The sequence below is a fragment of the Quyinboa ferrireducens genome, assembly GCF_042436675.1.
Lineage (GTDB): Bacteria > Bacteroidota > Bacteroidia > Bacteroidales > UBA5342 > JBHJHP01.
Window position 1 is genome coordinate 280,818 of record NZ_JBHMVA010000003.1, and the last position, 16,770, is coordinate 297,587.

Here is a 16,770-nt window from a genome sequence, read left to right on the forward strand (position 1 = left end):
AACTAAAGAATAAAGGAGCAGGACTGAAAATTCGGTCCTGTTTTTTTATTTTTTCGTCAGTACAATTTCTGCCAAAACAGGAAAATGATCCGAAGGATAATGGCAATCCTTAGAATCCGTTAAAACACCATACCTGTTCACATCTCCAACCTTTTTGTTTACAAAAATGTAGTCAATGCGATTCTTAGGTATCTTGTGAAAAAAGAATCCATTGAATGTGGCATCAGGTCCATAAGGCGACTCTTTACTCAACATTTTGGTATCGGTATAATGTTGACTGATGAATACAATTGGTGCATCAACCGGCGTTGAATTAAAATCGCCCATCAGAATTACCGGATCATTTTCTGTATTCATTTCATCTATTTTGCGATGAATAAGCTTCAGTGATTCCAGCCTGGCTTTCGGTCCCATATGATCAAGATGAGCATTAAATATCCACATTTTTTCGCCGGATTTTTTATCCATGAGATAAACATATGAACATATCCTTTCCAAAGCTGCATCCCAGCCAATACTTGGTTTGTCAGGTGTTTCAGACAACCAGAATGTTGTTCCTTTTATACGTTTGAACCGTTCAGCATTATAAAAAACAGCCGAGTACTCTCCTTTTTGCTTGCCATCATCCCTGCCTACACCCTCGTAATGAAAACCCGGCAAATGTTGAACAATATACTCAACCTGATGATGCAGCCCTTCCTGAATTCCAAAAATCTCTGTTTTATGAAACCGGATCAAACCAACAACCATATCTTTACGGTGGTCCCAGTTATTAAGAGAATCTCCCGGATTATCATATTTTATGTTATAAGTCATTACGTTAAATGACTGGGCTGATAATGTTGCTATTGAAATAAATAATCCTAAAATTACAATCCGTATTCTGTTCATGTTCTTTCTTCTGTGTTTATAATTAAACAGTAGCATAGTTTAACTTGCTCTATTATCTGCTAAAATTAAAACTTTGTTTGTTTTCCACCGTAAAAAGTAATCAAAAATCAGCCTCCCGTTACGGTGTATCAGATTTTTTAATTCAATACAGGTTTTAACCGCGTGGATTCTTCATCGATATTAGTATTGGCAAGTTTGTACAGTTCTGCCACATCAATACTTATAAATCCCAATTCATTCATCACCTTTCCAATAATCAGATAACATCCGGGGCCTCTGAATGGAAAATCATTTGCAACCTGAGGAAACTGCACCGTATCTATCCAGTTTCCTTCTACATCCACAAAAACCCCGAAACTCATCATCTTACCATCATGAGTCTGAGTTCTTTTAACATGAACCAAATAACCAACAACACTAACGGTCTGATCGACTAAAAAACGTAATTCTCTGGCCTTAATAGTATTGTGCGGCATACTTTGTACTAACTGAAACGGTGTAAATGTGACCAGAAATCCCAGCAATTCCAACTCATTGTAAGCCTGCTCCAACTGATGATAGTACAAATCAGGCAGTTTGAATTCTTTTACCTTTTCTTCAAACAGCGTATTAGACGGGGTCGTCTTTTTGCTCTTCACCAAAATAAAATGTGCATCCCAAAGTAGTTCCTTCACAGATTTCCCGGTGAACCTGAATGCCCCGATCCGGATCAGAATGGTTATCTGCTCAAGCGATATAGGAACCTTTTTTATAAAATCCTGCAAATTTTTATAAAATCCATACTGGTAACGCTTTAGCAATATCTGACGTTGTGTTTCATTGTCGAGGTTATACATTATATTGAACCCCAGCCAGATTGTATCACCTTTAATCGTGGTTTCGTCCTCACTTCGGTTCACACATGGAACCTCAATCTTTGCACCATGCATCCTTGCCTCATGCAAATACAATTCTATTCTGTAAAAACCACCACCATTATTTATGGTTGCCACCAGATATTCCAGGGGATAATACGCCTTTAGAAACAAAGCCTGAAAACTTTCTACAGCATAAGATGCCGAATGGCCTTTGGCAAACGCATAATTGGCAAAACTTTCAATCTGTTTCCAGACCCTTTCGATGATATGTTCCGGAAAGTTTTTCTTCCGGCAGTTTGAGGAGAATTTTCCTCTCACCTTATCAAACTCATTGCGTTGCTTAAATTTCCAGGACATGCCCCGACGCAGAATGTCTGCCTCTGCCAGGGTCAGATCTGCAAATAAATGTGCTACTTTCAGTACATCTTCCTGGTAAACCATCACACCGTAGGTTTCCTTCAGTAAATCATACAATTCCGGCATTTCATTACGTGCCTTATCACGCAATTCCGGATGGCGGTACCGCAGCACATATTCCCGCATCATACCGCTTTTTGAAACTCCAGGCCGGATAATTGAACTGGCTGCCACAAGCCTCAGGTAATCATCTGCTTCAAGTTTTTGCAGCAGCATACGCATAGCAGGCGATTCCACATAAAAACAGCCAATAGTCATACCCTTCTTCAAGAGATCTTTTATTTTGACATCCTGCTTAAACCGGTTTATATCGTGAATATCCAGCTCTTCTCCCCTGTTATTGTAAACAATCTCCAGAGTGTCCTTTATTTTCCCCAATCCGCGCTGACCCAAAATATCAAATTTGGAAAAGCCAACATCTTCAGCTTCTATCATACTAAAAAATACAGTTGGGAAACCCTTGGGCGGCAACATGGTCGACGTGTAATAACTTAAAGATTTATCTGAAATAATGATACCACTGGAATGCACCGTTAAATGGCTGGGAAAACCTTCAATCAACTTACTGTACTTCAGCACTAACTGACCAATTTCATCAAAAGACCCGGTTCCTTTGTCTGCCTGTAACTTATCGATATCCGAAGCCGGTAGTCCAAACGACTTCCCCAACTCCCTGATAACAGATCTGTATTGAAATGTGCTGTAAGCGCCTACCAAAGCGGTCCGGTCCCAACCATGCCGGTCGAACAAATAACGGGTTACATCATTGCGGTCCCACGATGAAAAATCGATATCAAAATCCGGAGGTGATGTTCGGGAAGGATTAATAAAACGTTCAAAATACAGATCCAGTTCAACCGGATCCACATCGGTAATTCGAAGCAGGTAGGCGACCATACTATTGGCTCCGCTACCCCGACCGACATAGTAAAAACCACGGCTTCTGGCATAATTTACCAGATCCCAGTTGATCAAAAAATAAGAACAGAAATTCAGTTCCCTGATTATTTTTAACTCATGTTCCGTCCTGTCCAGAACAGCTTTTGACGGATGGTTTCCAAACCGGTATTTCAAGCCCTTTTTGCACTCCTCCACCATAAGTTGGTAATCTTCCTCCGGTGAGTTTGTAAAGCAACTTTTATTTTTAGGCGTTTTGAACTCAAACTGTATGGAACAGGAATCTGTCAAACGCTTAGTATTTTCCAGTATATACGGATAATCCGCATAAATCTTTGTAAGTTTTTGAGGAGTCAGCATAATTTCGTCAGGAGATGCCTCCTCCGACTTTGGTAACTTACTTAATAAGGTATTGTTATCAATGGTACGTAACAAACGGTGCACATTAAAATCGCGTTTATTCCGGAATGTTACCGGAGCGAGAATGACCAGTTTATCTGAATGATGTTGCCATTGTGAAAAGACAAGTTTAGATACGTCCGAAGGCCGAATGCCAATAAACTCATTCCGGACCAGTTCGCGAAACGGTGTTTTATTAAAAGGATAGACAATATAAACATCTGAAAATTCCGGAGCCCGTAACGAGAACTTCTTCCCGGAATGTAAATGTTGTGTGAGATGCTCATTCAGCGCCTGAAAACCTGCATTATTCTTTGCTATTCCTATGTACTTCTGTTCGGCACCATTTCGGAATTCAATACCAATAAGCGGTTTTATATTTGCCTTTGTGCTCAGACGAATAAAATCAAATACAGCCGAAGTGCTGTTAACATCGGTAAGTACCAACGTTTGATGCCCTTTGGATTGTGCCTCTTCCAAAAGCTGTTCGATAGAAAGCGTTCCAAACTTATAACTGAAATATGTATGGTTATTTAATAGCATTCCTTTTAAAGTTACAAGTGACTAAAGTTAAAAGTGAGCTAGAGTTATGTCAATTATAAACTGACGCATAATTTTATTCCTTCGCTTAGCCTTTAATTGCCTACCTCGCTCTGCTGAAGCTTTGCGAAGGCGAAGAAGGGACCCTCCCCGCGGAGTAGATTTCTCCTTTCCGCGAGTCGCCGAAGCTATAGCCGAGGAACAAGGGGACTGGGATGAGTAAAGGCAAATGATATTTAATCTTTGACACAACACTAATGTTAGTTGTACTCAAGTTTTAGACTTTAGTTCACTTTAGTCACTTGTAACTCTAGCTCACTTTAGTCACTTTCAACTTTAGCCCACTTATTTACAATCTTCTGTGAGCCGGAATAACAGGTGGTTCACCATTAAACGGATTACTCATCATTCCCACACCACTCGTATCCATTGTCACACTTCTCAGTACACTGTCCTGTCCAAATCTGTTACGTATCCTGTCCATTGCCTGATAAAGTTTCACATACCGTTCATTATCCTCAAACAAGTTCATCTGATATCCGCCACCCAGTAAATGACTGTAGCGCACACCCACTAATCTGACCAATACTCGTCTGTCGTACAACTGATCGAACAACTCCATTACGGTTTGAATAAGTGTATGATCAAGCGATGTATAAGTGATGCGTTTCTGACGTGTTCTGGTGTCAAAATCGGAATAGCGTACCGTAACCGTTACGCACGATGTAACTTTATTGCCGTTCCTGAGATAAAAAGCCAGTTTTTCCGCCATGGCCGTTAGAATACTTTTTAACTGACGTACATCAATGGTATCCTTTCCAAGTGTGAGCGACGATGATATTGACTTTCGTTCGTGGTAAGGAACAACTGGTGTGTTGTCAATTCCCTGAGCCTTTTTCCAAAGTGCAATACCATTCTTTCCCATCACCCGCTCAAGCAATTCAGGAGGCATTTCCTGGAGTGTTTTAATGTATTTTATTCCCAGACCAGTCAACATCTTATTGGTTTTATCACCAACCATAGGAATTTTTTTAACCGGCAACGGTGCCAGAAAAGCCTTTTCATTCCCATTAACAATCTGCATATGATTGTTCGGCTTAGCTTCTCCTGTTCCTACTTTTGAAACCGTTTTATTTGATGATAATGCAAAAGATATGGGAAGTCTTGTTTCCTTGATAATGCGTTCGCGTAAATCGATGGCCCACTTATAAGTGCCAAAAAAACGATCCATGCCTGTCATATCAATATAGAACTCATCTATGGAAGATTTTTCATACAAAGGCGAACGTTCTTTTATTATCTCGGTAATAGTGTCAGAAAATTTGCTGTATATAGAACTGTTTCCCCGTACCACAATAGCTTCAGGACATAACATTTGAGCCATCCGCATGGGCATAGCGGAATGAATGCCATAGGTACGCGCTTCGTAACTGCAGGCAGCCACAACTCCTCGGCCACTTGTTCCACCAACCAATACGGGTCTGTTGTTCAACTCCGGATTCAGAAGCCGCTCACACGACACAAAGAATGTGTCCAGATCGATATGTACGATTGATTTGTTCATTTTTAAGTTACGAGTGACTAGAGTTGGAAGTGACTAAAGTTGGAAGTGAGCTAGAGTTAGAAGTTTAGAAGAGTGTAAACTTTAGCTCACTTTAGTCACTATAGCTCACTTTAGTTCACTTTCTTATAGCTTTTTGCTTATCGAAGAAAAAATAGCAAGCAATTCCTTAGCTTCAACAGCCAGCTCATCCAAACCTTCTGTTCCATTTCCAAAATCTTTAATTACCTCTAACCAATATACTGTTTCACTTGCTTCACTTTCGGATATTTTAATTCTGCTTGAAAAATCAGCTCTACTTCTTGCCCTGTTTGCTTCACGGTAATTTGCTCCTATACTTGTTCCTGATTTTGAAAGTTGATTTTTTAAAACACGTCCTTCAACTAAACCCGGTAAGGCTGATGAAAATTTCAGTATACGAACTGCAAAAGATTTAGTTCTTTCTTCCAGAATTTTACTAAACTCTTTATTATCCATTTTCATCTAACTTTAGTCACTTTAGTTCACTTGTAACTTTAGCTCACTTTAGCTCACTTACAACTCTAGCTCACTTTAGTCACTTACAATTTTAGCTCACTTTAATCACCGAAACCACGACTCCCTGAACCCTGAAATTTCGGGTCAGAATAATGGGCTGATGAACCGGATTATCTGAGCAGGGACGCAATACAATGTGATCCTGATCCAACTGTAGTTGTTTTATGGTTGCATCATCATCAATGAGCGCCACAACGAGATCACCTGAGTTAGCTGAATGATCCTGCCGGATCAGGACCAGATCACCATCATCAATTCCTTTTTGATTCATGGAATCTCCTGAAGCCCTGAGAAAAAAATACCGCTTATCTTTTTCAATCAAATCAACGGATACAGAAATCTGAGCCTCCACATTTTCTTCTGCAAGCATAGGCAAACCGCACGCCACTGAACCCAACAATGGAACTTTAGCAGTAAGCGCTCTGTCACCCTGATCTTCAAACGTAAAATCTTCCAGTGCAAGACTGCCATCTCCTTTTCGGGTCAATGCTCCTTTTTCGGTAAGCTGTTGTAAAAGAACGGTTACTGAACGCGGCGATTTATAATCCAGATCACGCATTAAGCTCCTTGTACTCGGCATCTTACCATACAGCATTAAATAACTCCTTATGGCTTCCAATAATGCTGTTTCTTTATTTGACAACTCCAAAAACATACACAAATATACACTTTGTATATATCAGGATCAATAATTTTAACACTAATTTTGGGACAGGGATCAAAAAATATTTTGCAACCTTTACAGATCGAATTAATACAGAGTTGAATAACCCATCAGAATGCTTCCTGAATTTAACATACCACCTCCCTTTAGATACAATCCTTTAAAACATCACAGGTCATCCATTATTGAATTTATTAAATCGGCATCAAATACAACCATGAAAGAATGGGCTGAACTGGTTCAGTCGAATTACATTGATATTTACACAGGCCGGCTTACCCCAATAAACGTTTGCACCGAAATTGATGTCCTGCTAAACCACAAGGGTATTAAATCGAATGAACAATTTTTAAGTTGGGTTCATAGAGAAAAACCGTACAAAACACTGAGATTAAGCGATGATTCCGAATGGATTTTAAGAAAGGGAGAGCATGAAAAACGGTACATACACATTCATCCATCGCGTACCGGCGCTTTTACGTTAAGGTTTAAAGGAACCACGCTTATTACTGCTTATAAGCTCCATCAGAAATACAATGGAAAACGCTTTACACCAACACTTCAACAGGTAAATGAGGCCCGGAAAGAAATGGACCTCTCCCCTGTTAAACGTGTGGATCACGAAAAAGGGATCCTTAAGTGCTGGCAAACAATTTTCAGATAAACTTATCTGATCCTGATAATCTTACCTGTTTTAACCTGAGTTCCGCTGGCACCTGCTACCTTCAGTTCGTAGAAATAGACACCATCCGGCAAATCAGCTCCGGTTTGTGTTGTTCCATCCCAGTCAGCAAGATGCGTGCCTGCAGAATAATTTCCTGTCGTCAAGATCCGGACTACCTGGCCTGTTACACTTCGTATACTTAACTGAACCGATGCATGTGACTGCAATTCAAAGCTGATTGTCATCCGGTTATTAAACGGATTCGGATAACATGACGTCAGTAGTTCCTCAGGCATTTCAGGAGCCTGATTTGCAACAGACATCGGATCATCCCTGCCCGGAGAACCATTCACCAGTGAAGACACAGTCCAGTAAACTGAGCTGTCCTGATTTATTAACGGATTCTTTTTCACAGGAACAAGTGAATAACCATATCCATCCGGTTCTACCGGCCATGGATAGTCGTCAAAATATCTGACATCACAGATGGTATCGTTTGTCGCAGTAGCAACTAAAATACGCTCACCATTATTATCAAGCTGTCCGTCATATTCTCCAAATGGCATAAAACCATACCGGTTAAAAAAGTCATCTTCATCCGATGCCAGTACAATAAATCCACCCGGTTCCAGATAGGTTCCTTCAGGGAAAACATAACTAATGCCTTTAATAATCTGTACACCACTCATATCTATTGCAAAATCACCGATATTTTTCAGTTCAAGGAATTCAAATTTATCACCATCCACAGTATCGGATGCTTCAGGATGATAATTTATTTCTGTAATTCTTAAGTTATTTAAATCCTCCTGCACACTGAAAAATGCTTCAGATAATGCACTCCATTCATTGTTATAGTAGGTTCTTGCTTTTACATGTGCTGAACCGGATAACGTAATTGGTCCGCTATAGACATCAGCCATTTCACTACCTGAATCAGATTCCCTTATTCCCGCCTTTAATGTCGCTTTAATATAAAAATCTGAACTGGAAGTGTTACGGTTCAACCCCTGAACAGCCAGTACATTTTCCCCTTGCTTCAATAAATTAATGTTGGCAGATATCGAGAAAATTTCAAATGAAGCGGCTTCATGTGATCCTGTGGCAGCACTGGTAAATGTAAGAGATGACGGTGCATTGGCTCCGGCCACTAACTGTCCGTTCAGGTAAGCCGCAAACCCATCATCATATTGTACTGCTAAGGTTAATGTTGACAAATCATTTAAATTAAGATCACTGATTGTAAAAGGATACCGCACTAAACAACTACTATTTGGAGTGGTAGTATTACCATCATACATCTTATCTGCCACATCAATTGCAATCATAGCTTCATAACCGGAATTTGCTTCGTAACCAACACCTTTGGCTGAGCCAGATGTGTTTTCCCACGAGGAGGCATCATAACCGCTAGTATTCCAGGTATTGTCACTAAATCCAGACTCCGGAACCAATACCTGCATTGCATTTGTTGCGCTCACCAGATCCTCTTCTGTAACATTACCTACTTCACCTTTTATAGGATCACTTCCGTCCGTTGTATAATAAATCTCCCCATTGGCAACCTGCATGGTCAGTACGTCTCCCCTTGTTATGGTTGTTCCGGTTGTAACAGTGTTGTTCAGATACAGTTGCGGCACATCAATGTTTGGGTAAAATCCTGCACTTTTAAATTGTTGTAAAAGCTTAGCGGTTCGTTGAGGGAAATAGGTATTCTGCATGTAACTTTCAGCTGAAAGCCAGCTTGTTTTAGTATAAAGCAAATAAGGTGATGAACTCCAGGAATGCACATCACGTCTGTAGTCTCCCCAACGGGCCGATTCTCCATCAATGGCATCTTCAATCTGCACATAACGTTTCATCCATAATTCCACTGTTCTATCGGGAGTCAAAAGCCCGTCGTTGAAAAGATATTTATAGGCACGATCTGCAAAGCGACGCTTAAACAGTCCATTCTTCATCATATTCTGGAAAATATTGCTGGGACAACCATCGTTAAATTCACTTGTCACATTATCGTTCACGCCTTCCAGTATATGCTCTGCATCCCATACCAGGAATTTATATCCGGCACAACGATACACCCTGTTATACATAGCTGCCCAGTTATGGTGATCCCAATCAGAGTTGGCTCCATACATATTAATCAGCATATAGTCAATCAGGTTGTCCATATCCAGTAATGGCTTGTAACTGTAATTTACAGAACCATCCGGATTGTTGCCCTGAAGTTTTTGATAGGTTGCATCAGAAACAGTACCTGAATTAACTGTACTAATAAGTTCATTCCATGCATCACCTGATCCATCCATCACTTCAGAATAATCCTTAATCACATCAAACTCATCATCACTACCTTTCATATACGAAGCAGCAAAATCTTTATCCATGCGCTCAGATACGGTGTAAATACCCCAGTATAGTCCATTGATGAACAAATGGGTATACAAGGCATGACCTGACGGGTGCCCCATTGCACGCTGCATATCTTTTCCCCAGGTATCTCTGTGATATGTCGATCTTTCACGCTGATCAGAATCTCCATGAACCCATGTATTATTAAAACCACCGCGAAGAATCAATGTGTTAAAACTGTCATCAGCATCCTCACCAAAAATCGGAAAGTTCAACCTTGACGGGCCATATTCACTTTTAAACTTTAACCTGAAAGAGTGCTTTGGATTTTTAGTGGCCAGACGGCTATGTCCACCGTTAATGGTAATGCCACAATCAACCTGAAGAGAAAGAGAATCCTTGTTGTCAAACAATTCAAAGGAAATGGGTCTCTCCCAGTCCCTGCCTAGAGGATTATCGGTAAAAATAAATCCAGTATAAATATATATACCACCTGTTACTTCATCGTAATCGTGAGAAAAGAAATTTTCCTTTTTAGTCACGATTGAGATGGCCGGAAGCTCCTTTAAGGCTACCTTTAATGAAGCTGCAAATTCCGGATCAGCTACAAGTTCAGGATCCACTTCATAATCAGCAGGTGCATTCCCCGATAAGGTTTGAAACGGCCCCCACTCGTCGGGATAACCGGCAGGATTATTGGGCTGATGAATAATATCATCCACAAACAGATACGTTTGGGTGTTAATTTTACTGGCTGTCTGACCCGTCACAAAAGCAGAAGCCCGTAACACAGTGGTTGTACTGATATGGATTGGACTAACATACAGTGTTCCGTTTGATTCGGTCGGCTCACTGCCGTCGGTAGTGTAATATATTTTTGCTGAACCAACATTACTGCTTATTGTAAGATCAAATGCAGAATCATAAAATCCATGATTACGGCTGAATTCCGGTGCCGGAATGATACTGCTGCCCGACCCCGGATTAACTGTTCCGGGTGACAACACGGTAAACGAAACATAAGCGCCATCAAAATAACCGTATGATACATCTGTTTCCTGTACCGGGAAGGAAGGATCAAAGGCAGTTACAGGAACTCCCGAAGGATTTACCAATGCCAGGTATTCTCCGTTTCCACTCAGTTTGAAATTAGCATGTAATTCACCGGCAGGGTCCATACGGTCCTTTCCTGAAGCAAAAACTACAAGATATTTATCCGGTTCAAGCGTTATATCCGGGAAAACCCATTTTTTAAGATCGGCGGCATCATCGGTTAATGCCCATTCCTGTAAGTTGATAGCACCGGATGTTGGATTATAAATTTCTATCCAGTCGGAATAATCACCATCTTCATCGGTTATGGACGTTTGGTTTAATGCCAGAAACTCGTTAATACGCAGTGTCTGCGCCTGGATTCCAAAACTAATTGTCATGAGCATAAATCCCATAACAATACCTTTTAATAAGCGGTTAGCAGTAAAGATTAGATTCATAGTACCTTTTAAATTCCCAAAACAATAGGCTAAGATAATTTCTTTATTGTATTATTCACACTTTTTCTGAATATTTTTCCCATAAATGCCTTATTTTTAATGACTCTGATTAACTTTAGCCCTATGAATCATACACTAATTGTTTTTGTAATTGTCAGTATTCCGATGGTGGTTGCATCATGGCATCCGTTACAGAATATAAAGAGCCATGGGTTTTACAGATTTTTCGGGTGGGAAGGTATTGCCTGGTTATTCGCCAGCAACTATCGCTATTGGTTTAACAATCCTTTAGGTCTGAACCAAATTCTATCATGGATTTTTTTATTCATTGCAGCATACCTTGTAATATGCGGATATCTGGTTATGCGAAGAGCCGGAAAACCATCGAAAGAAAGAGACGAAAAAGAACTCTTCCACTTTGAAAAAACAACAAACCTGATTGATCATGGCGTTTTTAAATACATCCGTCATCCACTATACGCGTCACTGGTCTATCTCACATGGGGATTATTCTTTAAACATATAACTTTACCTCTTTTAATTGTTGCCATAATCTCCTCAATATTCATGTACATAACTACCTTGTATGAAGAAAAAGAATCCATAGCATATTTTGGAGAAAAATATAAAGCGTATATGTCAAAAACAAAGCGGTTTATTCCGTTTATTTTTTAACTCAACATTTACAAAATACAGGCCATGCAGGAAGAAATCCCTGATTTGTGTTGCCATGACATTATTTTCAACAAATATTTGAATACAGTGTTATTCTATATTTGAATTTGGTAAATTTAGCCTGATAAAACAGAAAGCAAAATGAAACTAACAAACTCCATCATCTTTATTTTCGGATTTACAATTTTTGCAGGTCTCTCATCATGTCAAATCGGATCAGAAGGTAATTCCGGATCTGCCCCTACAGCAAACGAAAATCTGAATGCTACGTTATGGATGCAAACTTCAGCAGAATATAACATGTTATGTCAACAAACCTACAAATTTGCATTTCTGAACTTAGAGCTGGCATTAAAGGATAAAACCTGGACGGCAGCACTGGAGCAAACCAATGATTTCTCTGACCTGCCACCGGCAATAATTGTAGATATTGATGAAACTATTTTAGACAACTCCCCTTTTCAGGCCAGACTCATAAAGAATCATCAGGCATATTCTGATGAATTATGGAAAGAATGGGTTCTTGAAGAAAAGGCTGAACCAATTCCCGGAGCCAAAGAATTCCTGGAAAAGGTGCAGTCCCATGGCGTAAAAATATTTTTTGTAACCAACCGCGTTCTACAGGATCCGACAGTAGAAAACCTGAAAAAGGAAATTTCTGCTGATATAACCGCAGAAGATGTACTTTGTAAAAACGAACAACCGGACTGGGGTTCAGACAAGACCTCACGACGTGCACTTATTGCACAATCCTATAGAATACTTCTGCTGATTGGCGACGATTATAATGACTTTACCTATCTGGGCAAACCCGATCCGAATGAAAGAAAACAAATGGCTTTAAATCAAATTGCTCATTGGGGAAAAGAATGGTTCGTCCTGCCTAATCCTACGTATGGCAGCTTTGACAAAGCACTGTGGAATTACGATTACAGTAAAACCGACCAGGAAAAAATCAAATCAAAATATCAGTATCTGAACACAAAAGAATAAAACGATCACAACCAGTTTACTGATTACTGAATATATTAATCGTTATTGAAACAAAAAAAATAAAAGGATATAAAGATGAGTTCTATCCACCTGTATCCACAGCAGTACAAAATTCCGGAGAACCAATTTTCTGTACCAGATATATAAGTTTTCAGACAGAACTACAAGGTAATGCGCATAGTGTTATGCGGTCATTCTACAAAATTTGAATGAATATGCATTTTTTATTTAGTATCGCAGTAAACATTAAGAGAATGAAGTGGTTTTACCACAGTACTGATATTTAATACAGGACCTATGCAACCGATATTAATTTACGGGATCATAATTATTGCCGGATATATTGCCGGTATAGGTGCACAGAAAGCAGGTCTCCCAAGGGTGACAGGTTATTTGCTGGTGGGTTTAATATTAAATCCTCAGATTACATCCGTTATTCCCGAAGGATTCATCAACAACACCGAATTTGTCACAAATATCAGTCTGGCATTCATTACACTATCTGTAGGTGGAACCTTAAAGATGAGCGAGCTGCGCAAAATGGGGAAAACCATCCTGCTTATCACAGTCATGGAAGCTGAAGTGGCATTTATAATGGTGTCCTTAGGCTTTTACTTTTTGTTTCCATACCTGGGAATTGACTCCAGCCTTGCAATATACTCACTGCCCATCGGATTAATCTTGGGATCGCTGGCCTGCCCCACCGATCCTTCAGCTACCTTAGCAGTCACTCATGAATACAAAGCGAAAGGAGAAGTCTCCTCCACTATTCTGGGTGTTGCAGCCTTTGATGATATTGCAGGCATTCTGAACTACAGTATATTTATTGTACTGGCCGCCACCATGATGACCGGTCAATCGTTTTCTTTCCATAAAGCATTTATGGAACCGGCTTACATCATAGGAGGTTCAATTATTTTAGGTATTGTAATGGGAACAGTTTTTAATCTTACCACCAGGTTTTCTAAAAAACTTAATGACGGGGTATTGATTTTAATGACCTTTGGATTTTTGATGCTGGCGTTCGGACTGGCAGAACTCATTAAAGTTGATGAATTACTGGCTACCATGACTATGGGAATTGCCATTGCAAATTTCAACCCAAAACAGGACAGGATTTTTAAAATTCTTGAGGGATATACAGAAGAACTAATCTTCGTACTGTTTTTTGTCATTTCTTCAATGCATCTTAATTTCTCTGTTGTTTCAAATTCTTACTGGCTCATTATAATTTTTATCATTTTAAGAGCGATGGGGAAATTCATAGGAACTTTCAGTGGTGCCATTATGGTAAAAGCAGACCGTAAAGTTCGCCATTTTACAGCCGGGGGACTGCTCCCACAGGGTGGCATTGTTATAGGACTGGCACTAATGATTAAACAAAACGACAGTTTTTCACAGATTGCCGACATGATAATAAGTATTGTTATCGGGGCAACCATAGTACATGAGATCATTGGTCCGGTAATGGCAAAATTCTTCCTTGTAAAAGCAGGAGAAATTAAAAAGGAAGCTGAAAGTAATACATAAAAAAGTGCCGCAACACATAGGTTACAGCACTTAACTATTTGGGATCAATACTATTTATTCAACGATCGTCATCTCATTAATTAATCGTTCTGCTCCGGCATATTTGTCAATGATGAACAGCACGTATCGTATATCCACATTAATGGTTCGCTGTAGCTCCGGTTCAAACGCAATATCGCCGCTCATGGCTTCCCAGTTGCCATCGAATGCCAAACCAAATAATTCTCCGTTGGCATTGATTACCGGACTACCGGAATTACCTCCTGTTATATCGTTATTTGTTAAAAAGTTAACGTGCATGGTTCCGTCTTTATCCGCATACCTGCCGTAATCCTGGATCAGGTACAGCTCCTTAAGTTTTTGCGGCACCACAAACTCCCAGTTTTTCGGATCTTCCTTTTCCATGACACCTTCAAGTGTGGTATAATATAAGTAGTGAACCGCATCGCGTGCCATGTAATCCTCAACCTGACCATAACTCATTCGCATTGTGAAGTTGGCATCAGGATAAAATACTTTATCCGGTTCCATTTCGTGAAGGCCTGCTTCAAAAAGTCTTCGTCCTTTTGAAATATTAAAATCCTGCTGTTTCATCAGTTCTGTTAACAGACTATATTCACTAAAAACAGAAACACCACCGCGAAATGCCAGATCATTTTTCAGAATTTTGATACTCGGTTTATCGAGAAATGCCATAAAACGATCTTTATCTACAAAAATTGATTTACGGAATAACTTATCGGCATATTTGGCATAATCGCCTTTATACTTTGATTTAATCAACTGGTAAACAGACGGATAATATACATTTGAAATTTCCTGTGCATATACCTTAAGCATAGCTTCCAGAACCTTCCTGTCGGTTGACGGATTATAGTCCTTGAAAAATTTTTCTCCATCTTCACGCATGCGATCAATCATAATCCTCTGCAGCTCCTCGTTACCGCTTATCATAATATCTGCGAATCGCTTTGCCCGATAAGCAAAGAAATAAACCTCAGTACCTGAAATCAAAGACTCACGCAGATAATTACGGGCTTTGTTCTGAGGTGCTCTGTTGATATAAGCTTCCTTCAGTAAAGGCAGTGCTTCGCCATATTTTTCTTTTCGTGCATCCGTTTGGTTGACCCAATTTGTAAACTGATCTTCCAGTTCTCTTTTTTTCTCCAAAACATGTAAATCGTTCAGACCCTTGTTCATTCCAATGCTATTCTTATAATAATTGGAACTGTGCGCATATTTTGTCGCGTACTGAATCCGGACCTTCTCACTTACCTGCATATCCTTAAGCCAGATATTCTGCTTAATTTCACGCACCTGGATCCGCGCCATATTAACAATGTCCATCCTTTCCTCGATACCCCATGAAGTCAGGTATCGATCCGTACTTCCCGGAAATCCCAGAATCATCGCAAAATCCCCCATCTGATTTCCTTTTAAGGACACAGGAAGGTGATATTTGGGCTTCATCGGGACATTCTGCTCAGAATAAGAAGCGGGGTTTCCCAAGGTATCAGTGTAAACGCGAAACATACTAAAATCACCTGTATGGCGTGGCCACATCCAGTTATCTGTGTCGGCTCCAAATTTACCAATTGAAGATGGAGGAGCGCCTACAAAGCGAACATCAGGATATTCCTGATAAACGTACAGGTAATATTCATTCCCTGAGTAGAAGGGCTTTACCACAGGAACATATCCCAAAGTATCAGGAACTTCACCTGCTATGGCAACCAAAACCGAATCAATTTTCAGTTCTCTTTTTGCTTCTTTCATATCGTCAGTTACACAACCAAGCACACGATCGGTAACATCTTCAATACTTTTCAGAAACTTTACAGATAATCCCGGTGTTGGAATTTCATCGGCCAATTCTTCAGCCCAGAAGCCATCCTCCAGATAATTATGCTCCACAGAACTATGACTCTGTATAGCAGAATAACCACAGTGATGATTGGTCAGGATCAAGCCTTTATCTGAAATGATTTCACCGGTACATCCCCTTCCAAAAATTACAACTGCATCTTTAATACTGGAATGATTAATACTGTAGATCTTATCCGCATTGAGCTTAAGACCCATTTCCTGCATGGTTTTGATATTAAGATCTTTGATGTAGGGCAGCATCCACATGCCCTCATCAGCCTTTACATAATTACCACAGGCAAGTAAGAATGCTACAAGCGTTAATAAAAAGTTTTTCATGTTTTTGTGTGTGTATTTCTTCAAAGTCCGCAAAAATAATAATAATCAGCAGATTGAAAATGAAAAAATCCTAAACATTTAAAAATTTATGT

The 16,770-nt window shown here is 39.8% G+C and carries 11 protein-coding genes; 4 read left to right on the forward strand and 7 right to left on the reverse strand.

Annotated features, from left to right (window positions below; all coding sequences use genetic code 11):
• Positions 1–45: 45 nt before the first annotated feature.
• From ACE01N_RS07250 to lexA, 5 genes are all read right to left on the reverse strand, one after another.
• Positions 46–891, reverse strand: a complete 846-nt coding sequence (locus ACE01N_RS07250) for an endonuclease/exonuclease/phosphatase family protein (protein ID WP_380586387.1) — start codon at positions 889–891, stop codon at positions 46–48.
• Positions 892–1,028: 137 nt separating this feature from the next.
• Positions 1,029–4,004, reverse strand: coding sequence for a DNA polymerase III subunit alpha (locus tag ACE01N_RS07255; RefSeq protein ID WP_380586390.1), 2,976 nt, complete (start codon positions 4,002–4,004; stop codon positions 1,029–1,031).
• 346 nt (positions 4,005–4,350) lie between these two features.
• Entirely contained in the window at positions 4,351–5,565 is a 1,215-nt protein-coding gene (gene dinB / locus ACE01N_RS07260; RefSeq protein WP_380586394.1) for a DNA polymerase IV, read from the reverse strand.
• A 123-nt stretch (positions 5,566–5,688) separates the two neighbouring features.
• The gene (locus tag ACE01N_RS07265; protein ID WP_380586397.1) at positions 5,689–6,039 is read right to left on the reverse strand and encodes a four helix bundle protein; all 351 of its coding nucleotides are present in this window, start codon (positions 6,037–6,039) and stop codon (positions 5,689–5,691) included.
• A gap of 91 nt (positions 6,040–6,130) precedes the next feature.
• On the reverse strand, positions 6,131–6,754 hold the full coding sequence (lexA, locus tag ACE01N_RS07270; RefSeq protein ID WP_380586400.1) for a transcriptional repressor LexA: 624 nt from the start codon (positions 6,752–6,754) through the stop codon (positions 6,131–6,133).
• Positions 6,755–6,878: 124 nt separating this feature from the next.
• Between lexA and ACE01N_RS07275 the strand changes: the two genes are divergently transcribed.
• Entirely contained in the window at positions 6,879–7,427 is a 549-nt protein-coding gene (locus ACE01N_RS07275) for a hypothetical protein (RefSeq protein WP_380586404.1), read from the forward strand.
• A 2-nt stretch (positions 7,428–7,429) separates the two neighbouring features.
• Here ACE01N_RS07275 and ACE01N_RS07280 read toward each other — a convergent pair whose 3' ends face one another.
• The gene (locus tag ACE01N_RS07280; protein ID WP_380586407.1) at positions 7,430–11,275 is read right to left on the reverse strand and encodes a lamin tail domain-containing protein; all 3,846 of its coding nucleotides are present in this window, start codon (positions 11,273–11,275) and stop codon (positions 7,430–7,432) included.
• Between the two features lie 123 nt (positions 11,276–11,398).
• On the opposite strand from ACE01N_RS07280, the gene ACE01N_RS07285 reads away from it, so the two are divergent.
• From ACE01N_RS07285 to ACE01N_RS07295, 3 genes are all read left to right on the forward strand, one after another.
• Positions 11,399–11,950 (forward strand): methyltransferase family protein, encoded by a 552-nt coding sequence (locus ACE01N_RS07285; RefSeq protein ID WP_380586410.1) that lies wholly within the window; start codon positions 11,399–11,401, stop codon positions 11,948–11,950.
• Positions 11,951–12,091: 141 nt separating this feature from the next.
• The gene (locus ACE01N_RS07290) at positions 12,092–12,943 is read left to right on the forward strand and encodes a 5'-nucleotidase, lipoprotein e(P4) family (RefSeq protein WP_380586413.1); all 852 of its coding nucleotides are present in this window, start codon (positions 12,092–12,094) and stop codon (positions 12,941–12,943) included.
• Between the two features lie 297 nt (positions 12,944–13,240).
• Complete coding sequence (locus ACE01N_RS07295) at positions 13,241–14,473, forward strand: cation:proton antiporter (protein WP_380586416.1); 1,233 nt, start codon at positions 13,241–13,243, stop codon at positions 14,471–14,473.
• A 54-nt stretch (positions 14,474–14,527) separates the two neighbouring features.
• On the opposite strand, the gene ACE01N_RS07300 is transcribed toward ACE01N_RS07295, so the two are convergent.
• A complete protein-coding gene (locus ACE01N_RS07300; protein WP_380586419.1) occupies positions 14,528–16,678 on the reverse strand; it encodes a S46 family peptidase in 2,151 nt (716 codons plus the stop codon).
• Between the last annotated feature and the right edge of the window lie 92 nt (positions 16,679–16,770).

What these genes read in the sequence shown, in the direction of transcription:
- ACE01N_RS07265 (WP_380586397.1), bottom strand. Translation starts at nt 6,039, where the DNA reads ATGGATAATAAAGAGTTTAGTAAAATTCTGGAAGAAAGAACTAAATCT.
- lexA (WP_380586400.1), bottom strand. Translation starts at nt 6,754, where the DNA reads ATGTTTTTGGAGTTGTCAAATAAAGAAACAGCATTATTGGAAGCCATA.
- dinB (WP_380586394.1), bottom strand. Translation starts at nt 5,565, where the DNA reads ATGAACAAATCAATCGTACATATCGATCTGGACACATTCTTTGTGTCG.
- ACE01N_RS07275 (WP_380586404.1), top strand. Translation starts at nt 6,879, where the DNA reads ATGCTTCCTGAATTTAACATACCACCTCCCTTTAGATACAATCCTTTA.
- ACE01N_RS07250 (WP_380586387.1), bottom strand. Translation starts at nt 891, where the DNA reads ATGAACAGAATACGGATTGTAATTTTAGGATTATTTATTTCAATAGCA.
- ACE01N_RS07290 (WP_380586413.1), top strand. Translation starts at nt 12,092, where the DNA reads ATGAAACTAACAAACTCCATCATCTTTATTTTCGGATTTACAATTTTT.
- ACE01N_RS07300 (WP_380586419.1), bottom strand. Translation starts at nt 16,678, where the DNA reads ATGAAAAACTTTTTATTAACGCTTGTAGCATTCTTACTTGCCTGTGGT.
- ACE01N_RS07255 (WP_380586390.1), bottom strand. Translation starts at nt 4,004, where the DNA reads ATGCTATTAAATAACCATACATATTTCAGTTATAAGTTTGGAACGCTT.
- ACE01N_RS07285 (WP_380586410.1), top strand. Translation starts at nt 11,399, where the DNA reads ATGAATCATACACTAATTGTTTTTGTAATTGTCAGTATTCCGATGGTG.
- ACE01N_RS07295 (WP_380586416.1), top strand. Translation starts at nt 13,241, where the DNA reads ATGCAACCGATATTAATTTACGGGATCATAATTATTGCCGGATATATT.
- ACE01N_RS07280 (WP_380586407.1), bottom strand. Translation starts at nt 11,275, where the DNA reads ATGAATCTAATCTTTACTGCTAACCGCTTATTAAAAGGTATTGTTATG.